This is a genomic window from Herbidospora sp. RD11066, assembly GCF_054661255.1.
Window position 1 is genome coordinate 1,548,874 of the sequence record NZ_BAAGDO010000001.1, and the last position, 15,789, is coordinate 1,564,662.

Sequence of the window (15,789 nt, forward strand, 5' to 3'; positions counted from 1 at the left end):
ACACTGGGGACCCAGCGTGCCGTAGGCCGGCAGCCATCCGACCTCTCAAGCTGTCCCTTCGGAGATATATCGAAAGGGAAGCGGTGATGGTGGAGCAGAGTCGGACGGGCGTCTGGTTCGTTGGAGTTCGGGGGTCGGTCGCGACGACCGCCATGGCGGGTGCCGCCGCGGTGCGTCTAGGGCTCACCGCCCCCGTCGGCCTGGTCTCGGAACTGCCGGACTTCGCACAGCTTCCGTTGCCCGCGTTCGGGGAGCTCGTGTTCGGTGGCCACGACGTCGTGGCCACCCCTCTCGCCAAGCGCGTGGAGCAGTTGACCAGTTCGGGCGTCGTCCCGGCCAACATCGCCTCGGCGGTGCTGCCCGAGGTGACCGCGGTCGAGGCGGAGATCCGCGACGGCGTCCATGTCGAGGACGCGGTGCCGCAGCTGCGCGTCGTCGAGCGGCTGGCGGCCGACATCGTCAGCTTCCGTGAGCGGCACGGGCTCGACCGGGTGGTCGTGATCAACGTGTCGTCGACGGAGCCGCCGAGCGCCTACCGTCCCGAGCACGACGACCTCGCGGCGCTCACGAAGGCGATGGAGGTCGACGCCTACGTGCTGCCGCCGAGTTCGGTGTACGCGTACGCCGCCTTCGAGGCCGGGTGCGCGTTCGTCGACTTCACCCCGTCGACGGGAGCGCGCCTGCCCGCGCTGGACGAGCTGGCCAAGTCGCGCGGCGTTCCCTACGCCGGCAGCGACGGCAAGACGGGCGAGACGCTCATGCGGTCGGCGCTCGCGCCGATGTTCACCACGCGGGCGCTGCGCGTCCTGTCGTGGTCGGGCACCAACCTGCTGGGCGGCGGCGACGGCGCCACCCTGGCCGACCCGGCCGCCGCGGCCAGCAAGACCGCGAGCAAGCAGCGGGGCATGGCGAAGATGCTCGGGTACTCCGCGGGGGGCGACGTCCACATTGACTACGTTCCTGACCTGGGCGACTGGAAGACCGCGTGGGACCACATCCTGTTCGAGGGTTTCCTCGGCGTCCGGATGACGATGCAGTTCACCTGGCAGGGCTGCGACTCGGCGCTGGCCGCGCCGCTGGTCCTCGACCTGGCGCGCTTCACCGCGTGGGCGCACGGCCAGGGTGAGTCGGGCGCGCTGACCCCGCTCGGCTTCTTCTTCAAGGACCCCGTCGGCACCGACGAGCACCGGTTGCTCGCCCAGTTCGACGCACTGCGAGAGTGGGCAGGCAGATGACGCCCGACGAACTACGGGCCGCCCTCGACCTCACCCCCGAGGCCGAGGCGTGGCTCGACGAGTCACGGACGAAGATCGCCGACGACCCGGCGAAACTGGCCGTGCTCTTCCCGGCCGCCGGGCGCAAGGTCGGCCGGGGTCCCATCGAGAGCCTGAACGGGTGGACGGCCGACGACGCCGCCCGCGCCCTGCTGCTCGACGCCCTGCCGCTGCCCAAGGCGGCGGCGGTCTCCCAGGCGTACACCGACGGGGACAACGCCGAGAAGCGGGCCGTGCTGCGCGCGCTGCCGATCCTCGGCCTCGGTGACGAGGGGCTGCCGCTGGTCCGCGACGCCCTGCGCACCAACGACACCCGGCTCGTGGCCGCCGCCATGGGCCCCTACGCCGCCGCCCACCTCGACGACGAGGGCTGGCGGCACGGCGTGCTCAAGTGCGTGTTCGTCGGCGTCCCCCTGGCCGCGGTCGCGCATCTCGCCGACCGCGCGGACGCCGAGCTGGCCCGCATGCTGTCCGACTTCGCGAAGGAACGCGAGGCGGCCGGCCGTGTGGTGCCGGACGACGTGCACCTCGTGCTCACCCTCGTAGACCAGGAGGCCTAGCCCGTGCGTATCTTCGACCCGCACATCCACATGACGTCGCGGACGACGGACGACTACGAGGCCATGTACGAGGCCGGCGTGCGCGCCCTGGTCGAGCCCGCCTTCTGGCTGGGCCAGCCGCGCACCGGGGTGCGCTCGTTCCTCGACTACTTCGACTCCCTCGTGGGCTGGGAGCCCTTCCGGGCCGCGCAGTTCGGCATCCGCCACCACTGCACGATCGCGCTGAACCCGAAAGAGGCCAACGACCCGCGCTGCGTGGACGTGCTCGACGAACTGCCCCGCTACCTCGCCAAGGACGGCGTGGTCGCGGTCGGCGAGGTCGGCTACGACTCCATGACCAAGGAAGAGGACCACGCCTTCACGCGTCAGCTCGACTTGGCGAAGGAGCACGAGCTGCCGATCATGGTCCACACCCCGCACCGCGACAAGGCCGCCGGCACCAGGCGGACCCTCGACGTCGTGCGCGAGTCGGGCATCGCGCCCGGCATGGTCGTGGTCGACCACCTCAACGAGATGACCGTGAAGATGGTCGTCGAGTCGGGCAGCTGGGCCGCGTTCTCGATCTACCCCGACACCAAGATGGACGAGGACCGCATGGTCCGCATCCTCCAGGAGTTCGGCACCGACCGGATCCTGGTCAACTCGGCCGCCGACTGGGGGCGCAGCGACCCGCTGAAGACCCGCAAGACCGGCGACGCGATGCTGGCCGCCGGATTCAGCCCCGACGACGTCGACAAGGTGCTGTGGCGCAACCCGGTGGAGTTCTACTCCCAGTCGGGCCGCCTCGACCTGTCCGACCTGAAGACCGACGAGACCTTCGAGGGCAACTCGGTCCTGCGCGGCGTGCGCAAGGACGCCTGACATGCGGCTGCGTCATCCCGACGGGTCGACGGTGCACGTCGCGTACTGCACCAACGTCCACCCCGCTGAGAACCTGGAGGGTGTCCTCGGCCAGCTCGCGCGGTTCGGCGAGCCGGTCAGGGAGGCCCTCGGGGTCGACCGCCTGGGCCTCGGCCTGTGGCTGGCGCGCGACGTCGCGACGGCCCTGGTGGAGGACCCCGTCCAGGTGGTCCGGCTCCGCCGCGAGCTCGCGGCGCGCGGCCTCGAGGTCGTCACGCTGAACGCCTTCCCCTACCGGGGGTTCCACGACCCGGTGGTGAAGCGGAAGGTGTACGTCCCCGACTGGACCACGCACGACCGGCTCCAGTACACGCTCGACTGCGCGTCGGTGCTGGCCGGGCTGCTGCCCGAGGACGCCGCCCGGGGCAGCGTGTCGACGCTGCCGCTGGCGTGGCGGACCGACTGGAACACGGCCTCGTCCAAGGCCGCGCTCTCGCGGCTCACCGAGCTGTCCGAGGGGCTGTCGAAGCTGGCCGCCTCCAGCGGGCGGACCATCCGGGTCGCCCTCGAACCGGAGCCCGGCTGCGTCGTGGAGACCATCGAGCAGGCGTGCGAGGAGTTCGCCGCGCTCGACCACGACTGGCTCGGGGTCTGCCTGGACGTCTGCCACCTGGCCGTCCAGTTCGAGGACCCGGTCGAGTCGCTGGCCCGGCTGAAGGCGGCGGGGCTGCCGGTCGTGAAGACCCAGGCGTCGTGCGCGCTGCACGTCGACGAGCCTGCCAAAGCCCGGGAGGAACTCGCGGCCTTCCACGAGGAGCGGTTCCTGCACCAGACGCGGGAGCGCGGCGGCGGTTCGTGCGACGACCTCGACGAGGCCCTCGCCGGGCTGCCCGGCGACGACGCGTGGCGGGTGCACTTCCACCTGCCCCTGCACGCCGACCCCGAGCCGCCGCTGTCGAGCACGAGCGGCGTACTGAACAGCACTCTGGAGGCTCTTTTCGGCGGGGCGACGGCGGTCACCGACCACGTGGAGGTCGAGACCTACACCTGGCAGGTGCTGCCGGAGGACCGCCGCCCGCAGGGAGACGCGGGCCTGGTGGCCGGGCTGGCCGCCGAGCTCGCCTGGACGCGTGACCGCCTGGTCGCGCTCGGACTGGAGGACGTGTCCCGATGACGAGATGGCTGGCCCGGTTGCTGATCGCGGTGCTCTGCCTGGGCACGACGACGGTCCTCCTGGAGGGCCCGGCGTTCGCCCACGGCCAGCTCGTCGAGTCGACCCCCGAGAAGGGCGGGACCCTCGTCGATCCCGTCCAGACCGTGACGCTCTGGTACACCGAGGCGCCGCCGAGCAATGCCCACTTCACCGTGACAGGACCCGACGGGAAGCGCGTCGACGAGAGGTGGCTGATCGGGGCGACCAAGCGGCTCGACGAGCCGGTCACGGAGCTCTTCCTGATCGACGGGAAGTGGGAGCCCCGGCTCTACCACGAGGGTTTCTCGGTCGAGGTCCCGGTGGCCTATTGGCCCAAGGTCGGTGAGTACACGATCGCGTGGCTCTCGATCGCCAGCGACGGCGAGCAGGTCAAGGGCGAGGTGAAGTTCACCTACGCCGGCAAGCCGACCAAGGCCCCCGACGGCTGGAAGGCCCCGACCGACGGTCCCGACCCCGGTCTGCTCGCCGCGATCGAGGCGGCCCACGAGGCCGACAAGGCCCCGGCCGCCCTCCCGAGCACGGACACCACCACGACGACCCAGGTCCTGCCGACCACGGCGCCCAGTACCGCTGCGTCTCCGGTGGCGGCGCCCGCCACCGGAGACGACAGCCCGCTGGTGTGGCTGATCCCGGTCGTGCTGGGGCTGGGCGTGGTGTTCCTGCTGGCGCGGGCGATGCGACGTCCACCGGCGAAGAACACGAAGAAGAAGCAGCCCGGCAAGTCGGGCAACCCCGCTCGGCCCGCCCCGCGCAAGGTCGGCGCGAAGAAACGTTAGTTGGAGAACCGATGAAATACGTTGCCGCGCTGCTCGTGGCGGTCCTGGCCCTCTCGGGCTGTTCGACCGGCGGGCCCGCCGCGGCGGTCGGCCCGATCAAGGAGATCACCGTCACGATCTCCGGCAAGAAGGTCACCCCGCCCCCCGGCCGGATCGAGGTCGGTCTCAACCAGGGCATCAAGATCACCGTCACGAGTGACGTCGCCGACGAGGCGCACGTCCACGGGTACGACAAGGCCGCGACCCTGCTGCCCAACCACCCCTCGGTGATCTCGTTCCTGGCCGACCAGACCGGCCTGTTCGAGGTGGAGACGCACGACCAGGACCTCCAGCTCTTCCAGCTCGTGGTGAGCTGATGCTCCTGGCCCACGGCGTGGGGGGTCGTCAGGACCTCCCCATCCCGTTCTCCGCCGCCCTGATCGGCGCGATCATCTGCCTGCTGGTGTCGTTCGCCGCGCTGGGCTTCCTCTGGCGGGAGTCCCGGCTCGGCGTCGGCCTCGACGAGGCGGCCCCGCTGCCCCGGTTCCTCCAGTGGCGGGTGCCCGAGTGGGTGTGGCGGGCGGTCGGCCTGGTCGCGACGGCGTACTTCCTGATCGGCTTCTTCGGCCCCGACGACCCCGACAACCCGACGGCCGGTGTCGTCTACGTGCTGTTCTGGGTCGGCCTGGTGCCGCTGTCGCTGATCTTCGGCGGGGTGTGGCGCCTACTCAACCCGCTGCGCACCGTCGTGCTCCTCATCAGGGGCGACCGGTCTTTCAAGAAGCTGCCCGAAGGGCTGGGTTACTGGCCGGCCGCCGCCGGGCTGCTCGCGTTCGTCTGGCTGGAGCTGGTGGCTCCCGGGCGCGTGACGCTGCCCGTCATCGGGGCGTGGCTTTCCGTGTACGCCCTCGCGATGCTCGCCGGAGGTCTCGTCTACGGCGTGGCCTGGTTCGACAAGGGCGACACGTTCGAGGTCTACAGCGACCTGGCCGGCCGCCTGTCGCCGATCGCCCGGCGCGACGACGGGGTGCTCGTCTGGCGCAACCCGCTCGACGGCATGACCACCCTGCGCCCGGCCCCCGGGCTGACCGCGCTGGTCATCGTGCTGCTCGGGTCGACCATGTACGACAGCTTCTCCAACGCGCCGGTCTGGGTCAGGTTCGTCCAGGAGAACAGCCTGCCGTCACCGGTGCTCGGCACGCTCGGCCTGCTGGTCGTGATCCTCATCGTGCTGGGCGCCTACGAGCTGGCCACCCGCCTGGCCGGGCGGCGCGGCATGGCCGAGCAGGGCCGGACGGCGGGCGAGATCGCCCACTCGATCGTGCCGATCGCGATCGGCTACATCCTGGCCCACTACTTCACGCTCTTCCTGTACGAGGGCCAGCGCACCCTCGCCCTGCTCTCCGACCCGCTGGTGACCGGCGCCAACTGGCTCGGGACGGCGAACTGGACCATCCAGTCGGCCTTCCTGACCCCCGCCGCCGTGGCTATGCTCCAGGTCACCCTGATCGTCATCGGCCACGTCCTCGGCACCGCCCTGGCCCACGACCGGGCCCTGGTGCTGTTCCCCCGCAGGACGGCCGTGGCCGGGCAGGTGCCGCTGCTGATCCTGATGGTCGTCTACACGGTGACCGGGCTCATGCTGCTGTTCGCGGCCTAGAACGGGCCACCCGGAAGCCGAGATCGTCGATCTTGAACGTCGGGTGGCTCTTTCTCCGGCACGACGCGCGCAGCGCCCTCGGCCCGTCGTGCGCGCCGCCGCCCCGGAACACCCGGTAGTCGCCGTAGACCTCGGGGTCGTAGAGGTCGGACGTCCATTCCCAGACGTTGCCGATCATGTCGTACAGACCGAAGGCGTTGGGCTTCTTCAGGCCCACCTCGCGGACCTCACCGCCGTGCCAGGCGATCTCGTCGAGGTCGCCGTAGGTGTCGCCGCGCGACCCGGCCCGGCAGGCGTACTCCCACTCGGCCTCGGTCGGCAGCCGGAACCCGTGGCGCTCGCAGTAGGCCTGCGCGTCGTGCCACGAGACGTCGGTGACCGGGCGGCGGTCGCCCGGGACGCCGTGGAACTCCTCCCGGGTCACCGGGTGGGCGGCGAGCAGGAAGGGCTCGATCTCGACCGTCCACCCGACGTCGCGCGCCTCGTCGCGGAGCAGGATCACGCCGCCCGGAATCTCGATCATCTATGAGAACTTGGTCTTCGGCCGGGGCTCCAGCACGCCGTCGACGTAGATGTCGAGCTTCTCGTTGTAGAACGCGACCAGCCCGGCGATCTTCTGGCTCTCGGGCAGCGGCGTCCGGTACGACCAGGCGAGATCCTTGACCCCGTTCACCGACCAGTATTCGGCCGACCCCTTGTAGGGGCAGTGCGTCACCGAGTCGGTCGCCTCCAGCAGGTCGAACCGCACGTCGGTCTTGGGCAGGTAGTAGCGCGCCGGAAGCCCGGTCTCGAACAGGATCCGCCCGTTCTTGGAGTCGGCCACGGTCTCCCCGTTGACCTCGACCCGGATGTGCCGCGACGACGGCAGGATGTCGACGCGGGTGTACGGGTCGCGCGGGTGGAAGAACACCTCTTCGTCCTCCTCGAACCAGGCGTCCATGGAATCCCAGTCGAACCGGACGAACTCGCGGATCTCCTCGATGGGCGAGTCGGCGTACACCACCGCGCTCGCCTCCCTGCCCCCCGAGGTGACGGTGTAGAGCGTGGCGTCACCACGCGAGGGCGAGTGCTGGCCCTGCCCGGCCTCCTTCAGCGCCCCGGACGCGACGTCCTTCAGCGGGAAGTAGTAGGCGGGGTAGGACGGGTTCTCCCACACCAGCAGCGCCGACGACGTGTCGGCCACCGGCAGCCCACCGAGATAAACGCGCACACGCTTGGCCGTCGGCTCGACCCGGACCCGGCCTCTGGTTGTCGTCATACGCACCGAAACCACAGTTGTGGGGGAGATATTCCTGCGGCACTCGCCGGAGTGCCGCTTTGTGGCCGACCATTTCCCGGGTTAAAGGCCGATCCCGACGGCGATCTATATTGATATTTCCCGCCGAGGCATATACTCCTCAAGGCCAACAACCTTGGAGTGTGCCGAGTGCGTAAACTGCCAAAGATTGTCAACGAGGCAGATACCGTCCTTGCGCTGGTGATCGCAATCGGCGTCGGTATCCTCGGGCTGACGTCCGTCGCTTCCGATTCCGTTATTCAGAATGCGATTTTGGTGACGCTGGGCATTTTATCGGTGTCCATTCTTCGTGACCGGTGGCGGCGTGGTGACGCCACCGACGAGACACTCGCCGGCCTGCGCGAGGTGTCGGCCGCGCTGGCCTCTTTCCGGCAGGCGCAGACGACCATCGACGAGATGAGAACCACCCTGGGGGAGGCGCGGGTCGCGCTGAACAGCCAGGCGCTGGTGCATGGTCTCACCACCGCCCAACAAGTGGCCGACGAATGCACGCAGGCCCGCGAGACGAGCAGTCGCTGGATCTTCCGCGGTGGCACCGGCACCTATATCCGGGCAGTGACCCTGCCAGGTCTCGTGAGTGTGGCGCGAAAGGAGCGCCGCCCGCTTCAGGTGCGCCTGGAGATCCTCGATCCCACCAACGAAGACGTTTGCGACCGCTACGCTAGTTTCCGCTATTCGATTTCGCCGAACCCGGATGGAATTGGCGAAATATGGACGAAGGAACGCACCCAGCTCGAATCTTATGCGACTCTGCTGGCCGCGTGCTGGTACCAGCTGGATTACACTCTGCTGGATATCAAGGTGGCGCTGACGAGCATCATGGGGGTCTTCAGATACGACATGTCCGACAGCCGGATCGTCATCACGCAGGATGACGGGGGCGCCATAGTCGTCCCGCAGAAGGGCTTCCTCTACAAGTCCTACGAGACCGAGCTAGCGAACAGTTTCGAGCAGGCGAGGAAGGTCGACCTGGCACCGGCGAAGCGGGTCAGGCTCAGTGTCCAGCCTACGCCGGGTGAAGTGATCAATGTCTTCGCGGCCATCAACATTCCGCTGGTGGTTTCACATGACCTTGTTCCCGACATAATCGAGAAGGCGATCCATGCTCGGAATCCCTACATCTAAGGTCGAAGCCGTCCGCGAACTCCTTCTCGCCAGGTGCGTCGATCGGATCCTCGACGAGATGGGACACGACGTGATGGCGGCGGGTGCGGTTCCGGTGCGGCACCCGCTGGGTTTTCTGTGCTTCCCCATTCACCGGGCGACCGCCTTCGGGGTCTGCCTGCACGTATGGTCGGACAACCTGGATTTCGAACCCCCCACGACGTCACAGGTCCACGCCCACAGCTGGGACCTGCTCAGTTACGTCGTGACCGGCGAGATACGCAACGACATCATCGCGGTGGTGCCGGATCCCGGCGCTGCGACCCATCGACTCTGCACCATACATCCCAGTGACGACGGTGATCAGATAAAGCCGACGGAGCAATTGGTCAGTCATCATCTGGTCAGTTCGGAAAACCTCAGCCAAGGGCAGTTCTATACTCTGGCCACCGGCCTTTTCCACACCACCACGGCTCTGCGCGAGACGGTGACGATCGCCATGGCCGAGAACCAATATGCTGCTCCCGAGCTCAGTCTCGCGAGCATTTCCACCCGGCCTCACACGGTGATGCGCCGGCCCGGCGGACCCGCCGACATAAAGATCGCGGCACGAATTCTTGGAGTTGAACAGTGAGCGTTTTCGAGAGGAGTAGATCTCATATGATCGACTATCTTCAGGCCGCTCGCGAGGTCGCGATCCATGTGGCGGAGGACGCGGGTAAACTCATCAGAGCGGGGGCTGAACAGAGTTTCTCGGTCTGGCGAAAAAGTGATCGCGACCTGGTGACCGAACTTGACTATGCGGCCGAGCAGTTGATCATTGAACGGCTCAGGAGCAGCTATCCGAGTCATCATGTGGTCTCCGAGGAGTCCGGGATGCTGGTCGGCGACAGCTACTGGAGCTGGCTGATCGATCCCCTCGACGGCACCAACAACATCGCCCTCGGGCTGGCCGCCTACGCGGTCGGCCTGACCTTGTGCGACGGGGAGGTGCCCGTCGTCGCCGTCGTCCACGACCCCATATCCGGCCGCACCTGGTCGGCCGTACGCGGTCAGGGCGCCTACGTGGGGCGCGAACGCCTGAGGCGGCGCCCCCGCAACGACGGGCGCGACATCCTGGCGTGGACCCAGGGCTACCAGGTGAACCCCGACGACCCGATCGCGACGGCGCTCAAGCTGCAGCTCGACCGTAAGGCCACCCGGGTCGTGCGCCTGTGGGCGCCGCTGGTCGCGTGGGTCATGCTCGCACGCGGTGACCTCGGCGGGTTCGTCGGCTATCGGGTCGGTGAGCTCGACCTGCACGGCGGCGCGCTGATCGCGACAGAGGCCGGTCTCCAGATTCTCGACCCGTCGGGAACCCCCTTCGACTCGACGTTCAAGAGCCTCGACGAGAACCGTTCATTCATCGCAGGTACCAGCGACCGGCTGCCCGGGCTGATCGACCTCTGGTCGTCCGCCGAGGAGATGAGCGGGCGCATGGACGGACTGTGGGCCGGCTCTCCGGCTGCCGGAGACCCCACCTAGCTCTCGAGAACCGGAGCCGGCCGATGGGGGCGATCCGAGCCGCCGAACTGCGCGCTCTGCCACGTTTCCGCCTGTCGCCCGAGGTCACCCTCTACCGGATCTATCCGTGTTGCTGGCCACTGGCGCCGAGCCCGTCCTCGGCGGTCGTTCCCGGTGTCCCCGCCTGGTTCTGCGGGGAGGGCGACCACCGTTTCGACTTCCCCAGGGGAAACGCCGGCACGTGTTATCTGTCGACCTCCGAGACGGGTGCCGTGATCGAGGTCTTCGAGCGTGGCGCACTCCACGAGGCCGGGGCCGGCCAGCGGCGGCTCGCGGTGCTGACCGTCCGCAGGCCCGTGGAAGTGCTTGACCTGACCGGGTCGGCCGACGCGGGCGAGGGCAGCATCGTCAGCCGGATCCTCGGCGAAAGAGGACCCATCGGCGGCCACGACGCCTACGAGTTCAGCCAGCGGTTCGCCTGGGACCTGTTCTGCCAGGGGATCTCCGGCGTCAAGTGGCTGTCCTGCAGAGATCCCGATCGGAAGTCGGAGAACCTCGCGATCTTCCGCGCCCGCAGCGGCGCCGACGCCGGGTCGGTCTTCCGGGTCGACCAGACCCGTGAACTCTGCCGGGTGCTCATCACCTCGGTGGGCGAATCGCTCTGTGAGTCGCGTCGGCTCGATTCGGTCGCGCGCTAGGCGCTGCCGGGGTGCTTCAGACGAAGGACCGAGGGGTTCGATCCTTCCAGGGCATGGCCTGTTCCAGCTGGGCCGTGATCCTGAACAGCAGATCCTCCCGCCCGTACGCGGCGGCGATCTGCACCCCGATGGGCAGCCCGCTTTCGCTGTGCCCGAGGGGGAGGCTGATCGCGGGCTGCCCGGTGACGTTGAACACCATGGTGAAGGGGCCATAGTCGAACATCGAGGTCAGCCACGACGTGAGGGTGTGATCGGGGTCGTCGTACCGCAGCGTGCCGTGCGGCGCGGGCAGACGTCCGAGCGTCGGGGTGACGAGCAGATCATGACCGGTGAAGAACCCCGCCACCGACCGGGTGACCTGGTTCTGCGCTCCGAAGGCCGCCATCAGATCCAGCGCGCCGAACCCCTTGGCCACTTCGAGCACTCGCCGCGAGACCGACTCCATCAGCTCTGGATCGGGCTGTCTGGGCGCCAGCAGCAGGAGAGACGCGATCGCCACCGCCTCGGCCACCGTGCTCCGCATGACGGCGTCCCAGTCGACGACCGGGCTCGCGTCGGTGACCACATGCCCCATCGCCTCCAGCACCCGCCCGGCTCGGTCCGTGGCCTCGGCGACCTCCCGATCGACGTCGGCGCCCGACCAGGCCTCGGTGGTGACCGCGACGCGCAGTTTCCCGGGGACCCGCTCGATCTCCTTGGCGTAGGGCCGGGCCGGAGGCGGCGCGGTGTACTTGTCGCCGATGCCTGGTCCGTGGACGGCGTCCAGAAGGTGGGCCGCGTCACGGACGGTGCGGGTCAGCGCGAACTCGTACGCCATCCCGAGCATGGGCTCTCCCATGTCGGGCCCGCACGGAACACGCCCCCGGCTCGGCTTGAGCCCGACCAGCCCGCAGCAGGAGGCCGGAACCCGGATCGAACCGGCCCCGTCGCTGCCGTGGGCGAGGGGAACCGCCCCCGCGGCCACCAGCGCCGCCGCGCCCCCGCTGGACCCGCCCACCCTGAGCTCGACGTTCCACGGATTGCGGGTCGGCCCGAACCTGACCGACTCGGTGGCGAAACTGAGCGCCATCTCCGGCGCCGTCGTGAGCCCGAGCGTGACCAGCCCGGCAGCCCGGAAGCGGGCCATCAGATCGCTGTCGTGCCGGGCCGCGACCCCGTTGATCGCCCGGCTCCCGAGGAAGAACGGAACCCCCTCGGCCACCGGCCCCTGATCCTTGATCAGAAACGGCACCCCGGCGAACGGCCCGTCTTCTGAGTAGTCGAGCGCCGGCTCGAACACCGGCAGAGCCAGCCCGTTGAGCTCAGCATTCGCCAGGGCCAGAGCCCGCCGGGCGACGTCCTCCACGTCCTTCCGGGTGACCTCACCGGCGCCGATCAGCTTCCGGAGCCCGATGGCGTCGTACGTCGTGTACTCGTGAATCTCCACGCGAGAGTCCTCTTCATCGATCACATACGGCTCTACCGCCGCGACGGGCGGGAGGAGCGGTGCAGCAGGCACCGCCAAAACAAGACAGCCGTGAACAGAGGCGGTGATCCCCACGCCTCTGTCAGATGATCGAGATATACCTACGCTCGCGCCATGATGCGGGCCATCCTGGCAGCGCCCCTTGTTCGCTGTCGACCAGATTTCCCTGGCATCGGCGGATCAGAATTTGTCCGGTCAGAAAGGTGATCACGAGCTGGCAGTTGCAGGATGCCGAGCGACAGTTCAGCGAGGTGGTCCGTCGTGCTCGCACCGAGGGTCCGCAAGTGGTCTCCCTGCACGGGGAGGAGGCCGCGGTGGTGGTCGGCATCGAGGAGTTCCGCCGACTTCGCGGCGCGGTTCCCGATCTCAAGAGCCATCTGATCGAAGATCCCTACTGGGACGATGACGTGGAATTCCCCCGAGACCGTTCGCTGCCCCGCGAGATCGAATTCTGATCCATGGGCTATCTCCTCGACACCAACGCCATCTCCGAGGTCGGAAACGCAACGACCTTCTGTAGGTCACCTTCCCGAACTGCACATCAGCGCCCTGACCATCGGAGAGGTCCGCGCGGGCATCGAGCGGTGCCGCCGGCGCGACCCCGTCAAGGCGATCACTTTGGAACGGTGGCTGCACGGTCTCCATCGGCAGTTCGGTGACCGCATCGTGCCGGTCACCACGGCGGTCGCCGAGGAGTGGGGCCGTCTCAACGCTGTCCGGCCACTGCCCTTCGCCGATGGATTGGTCGCGGCGACCGCGCGTGTCCACGGCTGGACCCTGGTCACCCGCAACGTGCGCGATTTCGCCGGCACCGGAGTCTCGGTCGTCGATCCCTTCAGCGAGTGATCAGCGAGGGCAGCAGTTGACCTCAGGGCGGGTGGTGGTGGATCTGCCGTCGACGAGGCGGTGGATCCGGCAGGTGGTGGCGGGCAGGTCGGGGGTCGCGACCACGAGCGCGAGGTCCTCTTTCGCCAAGCGGTCGACCGGCCCGGCGTGCGAGGGCGAATCGAGGAGCAGAATCCGGGGATTGGCTATCAGGGCGCGGCCGATGGCGGCGGCCTGATGTTCCTCGGGGGTCAGGTCACCGGGATGGGCGCGGCGTTTCTCTTTCAGGTACGGATAGAGCTCGTAGACCCGGCCGAGAGACCATGACCCGGGGGCCGCCCAATGCGTGCCGACCTGGAGATTTTCCTCCACGGTCAATGACGTGAACAATCGGTGGTCCTGCGGCATGAGACATAATCCACGGGCTTTCCGCCATTCCGGACGTTCCCGGGTGATGTCGATGCCATTGAGGTGGATCGTCCCGTGGGATGCCGGGTGAAGGCCGGCGATCGTGCGCAGCAGCGTCGACTTCCCCTACTACCGAATTAGGGAGGATATTAGAGATATCACCACGAAAGTGCAGGTCAGAGACGGAAGGGCACGCAACATGGCAGGTTCGGAGTTCACCGGGAAGGTCATCGACGGTATTCGCTTACGGGTGGTCCCCGCCGACAGGGAGACCGCCGGATACGCCCGCCGGAGTCTGGACAAGGAGGGGACCGGTGCCGGGGTCGGTTCCCAGATGGAGCAGCAAGACGAGAAGGTCACGCAGTGGCCCATTCCGCCGATCTCCCGCCGGTACGTGGACAACGACATCAGCGCCCACGACCCGGACGCCTACCGTCCCGACTATGAGCGCCTCAGGGCCGACATCGTGGCCATGTATGTCGGACGGGTTGTAATCCGGGATGCGTCGCGGCTTCACCGGCGGGTGGACACCGGCCTGACGTTCATGAAGCTCTGCATTGAGTACCAGGTGGTTGTCTGGTCCGTGCATCGCGGCGCACCCTACGACTTCACCAGCGCGCAAGGCCGCGCCGACTTCATCGCCGACACCAACGCGGCCCAGCACGACAGCGGCCAGCGTGGCCAGAACGTGGCCGTGGCCCGCAAGCGCCAGGCCAAGACCGGTGCCTGGGGTGGCGGGGTTCGCGCCTACGGATGGGGTGTGGACACCGGCCTTGTCCAGGCGGTGTGTGTGAACCCCAAGGCCAGCCCGTTGGAGCGGGTGTACGAGAGCACCGTCCGGTCATCGACATGACCAAGCACAACCCGGAGGAGGCGGCCGAGATCGCCTGTTGGGCCGACGAGCTTCTCAACGGCGTTCCCCAGGCGATGATCATGTCAGATATGGCCAGGCGTGGCGTCCTCACCCAGGCCGAGAAGGACGGGCGCAAGCGCCGACGCAACGGGGAGGAACTCACCAAACCGGCGGAGTGGGGTGGCCGGACCATGTGGCAGATCCTTCTCAGCCCCCGCACCGTGGGTGACATGGTCTACCAGGGTGAGGTCATCGTTCGTGACGTGCTCCCGCCGATCATCAGCAGGCAGCAGCAGGAGGCGTTACGCGCCCTGCACACCATGCCCGGACGCGACCACGGGCCAGGCCCCGCCCCCAAGTGGCTCGTCAGCCTGATCATGCTCTGCGGCATCTGCGACGACGGGGAAACCTTCGTGAAGTCCCACGGCGCGGACGCCGCCCGCAACTACCGGTGTGAAACGCGAGGCCACGCCAAGACCCCCGCACCCGAGGTAGACGAGCACATCGAGTACGCGGCCATGGCGCGATTGGCCCGCCCCGACCTGGTCAACCTGTTGCCCGCCCCCGTCGCAACCGTCGACTTCGCAGCCCTGCAAGCCGAGATCACAGCGCTTGAGGCGGGCAAGGCCCAGGCCACCAAGTCCCACAGGCAGTTCCTTCTCACCGGCAAGGGGATCACCCTGGAGTTGCTGGAGGAGGTGACCACCCAGGCCGATGAGGAGATCGCCAAGCGGCATGCCCTGATCGATCAGGCGACCGTCAAGAGCCCCCTGACCCCTTTCGTCGGCGCGACGCCGGAACGGGTCCGCGAGCTGTGGATGTCGCTCAGCCTGGGCAAGAAGCGCGAGATCCTCCGCATGATCATGGTCATCAAGGCCATGCCCGGGCCGGAGCGCAGGAACGCCAAGAAAGCCCCGATCGCCGACCGCGTCAAGATCTTCCCGATCCTCCACCTCGTGCCAGAAGCGACGCCAGACGCCGCATAGTCGCCGCATCCAGCGGAGGCCAGTCCGCCACCAGCTCCACCGCAGCCGCCCACTTCACCGGATCCAGAGGAGCCGCCCCGGCGCCGACGTCCCCGCCCTGACCGACCGGCGAAGACTCAGGCCCACCACCAAGATCACTAAGTGACGCGGGGTTCCGATCGCCCGAACCGACAGCCCGGCCCTTGGCCCCCCGCCCGCCGACGCCCGACCGCCGCCGTGACCCCACCGACGAGGCCCCAGGCCCCCCAGCAAGATCAACATTGGGGGTGGTTCCCTGGTCGGCCTCGCCGCATCTCCCGCCCCCCCCCCCCGCCCCGGGGGGGGGGCGCCCCCCCGCCAACCACACCC

Annotated in this window: 19 protein-coding genes; 15 read left to right on the forward strand and 4 right to left on the reverse strand. The window is 68.4% G+C overall.

What is annotated here, in order from left to right; genetic code table 11:
- Positions 1-86: 86 nt before the first annotated feature.
- From ACYQ78_RS06255 to ACYQ78_RS06285, 7 genes are read left to right on the forward strand one after another with little or no spacing between them, the layout of a single operon-like run.
- A complete protein-coding gene (locus ACYQ78_RS06255) occupies positions 87-1,235 on the forward strand; it encodes an inositol-3-phosphate synthase (RefSeq protein WP_459799707.1) in 1,149 nt (382 codons plus the stop codon).
- Complete coding sequence (locus ACYQ78_RS06260) at positions 1,220-1,834, forward strand: EboA domain-containing protein (protein ID WP_459799708.1); 615 nt, start codon at positions 1,220-1,222, stop codon at positions 1,832-1,834. The genes ACYQ78_RS06255 and ACYQ78_RS06260 overlap by 16 nt, the downstream gene beginning before the upstream one ends.
- Before the next feature lie 3 nt (positions 1,835-1,837).
- Positions 1,838-2,695: a TatD family hydrolase gene (locus ACYQ78_RS06265; protein WP_459799709.1), complete on the forward strand. Its 858-nt coding sequence runs from the start codon at positions 1,838-1,840 to the stop codon at positions 2,693-2,695.
- 1 nt (position 2,696) lies between these two features.
- Entirely contained in the window at positions 2,697-3,848 is a 1,152-nt protein-coding gene (eboE, locus tag ACYQ78_RS06270; protein ID WP_459799710.1) for a metabolite traffic protein EboE, read from the forward strand.
- Positions 3,845-4,663 (forward strand): copper resistance CopC family protein, encoded by an 819-nt coding sequence (locus ACYQ78_RS06275; protein ID WP_459799711.1) that lies wholly within the window; start codon positions 3,845-3,847, stop codon positions 4,661-4,663. The genes eboE and ACYQ78_RS06275 overlap by 4 nt, the downstream gene beginning before the upstream one ends.
- Before the next feature lie 11 nt (positions 4,664-4,674).
- Positions 4,675-5,019 carry a hypothetical protein gene (locus tag ACYQ78_RS06280; protein WP_459799712.1) on the forward strand — a complete coding sequence of 115 codons (345 nt, stop codon included), beginning with the start codon at positions 4,675-4,677 and terminating at the stop codon, positions 5,017-5,019.
- Positions 5,019-6,302, forward strand: a complete 1,284-nt coding sequence (locus ACYQ78_RS06285) for a hypothetical protein (RefSeq protein ID WP_459799713.1) — start codon at positions 5,019-5,021, stop codon at positions 6,300-6,302. The genes ACYQ78_RS06280 and ACYQ78_RS06285 overlap by 1 nt, the downstream gene beginning before the upstream one ends.
- Here ACYQ78_RS06285 and ACYQ78_RS06290 read toward each other — a convergent pair.
- Together ACYQ78_RS06290 and ACYQ78_RS06295 are read right to left on the reverse strand one after the other, a co-directional pair.
- Complete coding sequence (locus tag ACYQ78_RS06290; protein ID WP_459799714.1) at positions 6,280-6,825, reverse strand: formylglycine-generating enzyme family protein; 546 nt, start codon at positions 6,823-6,825, stop codon at positions 6,280-6,282. The two genes, ACYQ78_RS06285 and ACYQ78_RS06290, sit on opposite strands and share 23 nt — an antisense overlap.
- On the reverse strand, positions 6,826-7,560 hold the full coding sequence (locus ACYQ78_RS06295; RefSeq protein WP_459799715.1) for a DUF427 domain-containing protein: 735 nt from the start codon (positions 7,558-7,560) through the stop codon (positions 6,826-6,828).
- Between the two features lie 168 nt (positions 7,561-7,728).
- On the opposite strand from ACYQ78_RS06295, the gene ACYQ78_RS06300 reads away from it, so the two are divergent.
- The 4 genes from ACYQ78_RS06300 to ACYQ78_RS06315 are packed head-to-tail and all read left to right on the forward strand — an operon-like array spanning position 7,729 to position 10,904.
- Entirely contained in the window at positions 7,729-8,724 is a 996-nt protein-coding gene (locus ACYQ78_RS06300) for a hypothetical protein (RefSeq protein WP_459799716.1), read from the forward strand.
- Positions 8,725-8,782: 58 nt separating this feature from the next.
- Positions 8,783-9,337, forward strand: coding sequence for a hypothetical protein (locus ACYQ78_RS06305; RefSeq protein ID WP_459799717.1), 555 nt, complete (start codon positions 8,783-8,785; stop codon positions 9,335-9,337).
- Between the two features lie 26 nt (positions 9,338-9,363).
- Positions 9,364-10,227: an inositol monophosphatase family protein gene (locus ACYQ78_RS06310; RefSeq protein WP_459799718.1), complete on the forward strand. Its 864-nt coding sequence runs from the start codon at positions 9,364-9,366 to the stop codon at positions 10,225-10,227.
- A gap of 23 nt (positions 10,228-10,250) precedes the next feature.
- On the forward strand, positions 10,251-10,904 hold the full coding sequence (locus tag ACYQ78_RS06315; protein ID WP_459799719.1) for an RES family NAD+ phosphorylase: 654 nt from the start codon (positions 10,251-10,253) through the stop codon (positions 10,902-10,904).
- A 16-nt stretch (positions 10,905-10,920) separates the two neighbouring features.
- Here ACYQ78_RS06315 and ACYQ78_RS06320 read toward each other — a convergent pair whose 3' ends face one another.
- Positions 10,921-12,330, reverse strand: coding sequence for an amidase (locus ACYQ78_RS06320; protein WP_459799720.1), 1,410 nt, complete (start codon positions 12,328-12,330; stop codon positions 10,921-10,923).
- Between the two features lie 242 nt (positions 12,331-12,572).
- Here ACYQ78_RS06320 and ACYQ78_RS06325 point away from each other — a divergent pair, with 242 nt between their 5' ends.
- Both ACYQ78_RS06325 and ACYQ78_RS06330 read left to right on the forward strand, forming a co-directional pair.
- Positions 12,573-12,824: a type II toxin-antitoxin system Phd/YefM family antitoxin gene (locus ACYQ78_RS06325; RefSeq protein ID WP_459799721.1), complete on the forward strand. Its 252-nt coding sequence runs from the start codon at positions 12,573-12,575 to the stop codon at positions 12,822-12,824.
- Positions 12,772-13,215 (forward strand): PIN domain-containing protein, encoded by a 444-nt coding sequence (locus ACYQ78_RS06330; RefSeq protein WP_459799722.1) that lies wholly within the window; start codon positions 12,772-12,774, stop codon positions 13,213-13,215. The genes ACYQ78_RS06325 and ACYQ78_RS06330 overlap by 53 nt, the downstream gene beginning before the upstream one ends.
- Here ACYQ78_RS06330 and ACYQ78_RS06335 read toward each other — a convergent pair whose 3' ends face one another.
- Positions 13,216-13,716, reverse strand: coding sequence for an ATP-binding cassette domain-containing protein (locus ACYQ78_RS06335; RefSeq protein ID WP_459799761.1), 501 nt, complete (start codon positions 13,714-13,716; stop codon positions 13,216-13,218).
- An 85-nt stretch (positions 13,717-13,801) separates the two neighbouring features.
- Here ACYQ78_RS06335 and ACYQ78_RS06340 point away from each other — a divergent pair, with 85 nt between their 5' ends.
- Together ACYQ78_RS06340 and ACYQ78_RS06345 are read left to right on the forward strand one after the other, a co-directional pair.
- Positions 13,802-14,455 carry a recombinase family protein gene (locus tag ACYQ78_RS06340; RefSeq protein WP_459799723.1) on the forward strand — a complete coding sequence of 218 codons (654 nt, stop codon included), beginning with the start codon at positions 13,802-13,804 and terminating at the stop codon, positions 14,453-14,455.
- Entirely contained in the window at positions 14,452-15,441 is a 990-nt protein-coding gene (locus ACYQ78_RS06345; protein ID WP_459799724.1) for a recombinase family protein, read from the forward strand. The genes ACYQ78_RS06340 and ACYQ78_RS06345 overlap by 4 nt, the downstream gene beginning before the upstream one ends.
- Positions 15,442-15,789: the final 348 nt, after the last annotated feature.

Excerpts from the sequence above, each read along its gene's own strand:
- ACYQ78_RS06255 (WP_459799707.1), top strand. The coding sequence starts at position 87 with ATGGTGGAGCAGAGTCGGACGGGCGTCTGGTTCGTTGGAGTTCGGGGG.
- eboE (WP_459799710.1), top strand. The coding sequence starts at position 2,697 with ATGCGGCTGCGTCATCCCGACGGGTCGACGGTGCACGTCGCGTACTGC.
- ACYQ78_RS06275 (WP_459799711.1), top strand. The coding sequence starts at position 3,845 with ATGACGAGATGGCTGGCCCGGTTGCTGATCGCGGTGCTCTGCCTGGGC.
- ACYQ78_RS06280 (WP_459799712.1), top strand. The coding sequence starts at position 4,675 with ATGAAATACGTTGCCGCGCTGCTCGTGGCGGTCCTGGCCCTCTCGGGC.
- ACYQ78_RS06285 (WP_459799713.1), top strand. The coding sequence starts at position 5,019 with ATGCTCCTGGCCCACGGCGTGGGGGGTCGTCAGGACCTCCCCATCCCG.
- ACYQ78_RS06290 (WP_459799714.1), bottom strand. The coding sequence starts at position 6,825 with ATGATCGAGATTCCGGGCGGCGTGATCCTGCTCCGCGACGAGGCGCGC.
- ACYQ78_RS06295 (WP_459799715.1), bottom strand. The coding sequence starts at position 7,560 with ATGACGACAACCAGAGGCCGGGTCCGGGTCGAGCCGACGGCCAAGCGT.
- ACYQ78_RS06305 (WP_459799717.1), top strand. The coding sequence starts at position 8,783 with ATGGGACACGACGTGATGGCGGCGGGTGCGGTTCCGGTGCGGCACCCG.
- ACYQ78_RS06310 (WP_459799718.1), top strand. The coding sequence starts at position 9,364 with ATGATCGACTATCTTCAGGCCGCTCGCGAGGTCGCGATCCATGTGGCG.
- ACYQ78_RS06315 (WP_459799719.1), top strand. The coding sequence starts at position 10,251 with ATGGGGGCGATCCGAGCCGCCGAACTGCGCGCTCTGCCACGTTTCCGC.
- ACYQ78_RS06330 (WP_459799722.1), top strand. The coding sequence starts at position 12,772 with ATGACGTGGAATTCCCCCGAGACCGTTCGCTGCCCCGCGAGATCGAAT.
- ACYQ78_RS06340 (WP_459799723.1), top strand. The coding sequence starts at position 13,802 with ATGGCAGGTTCGGAGTTCACCGGGAAGGTCATCGACGGTATTCGCTTA.
- ACYQ78_RS06345 (WP_459799724.1), top strand. The coding sequence starts at position 14,452 with ATGACCAAGCACAACCCGGAGGAGGCGGCCGAGATCGCCTGTTGGGCC.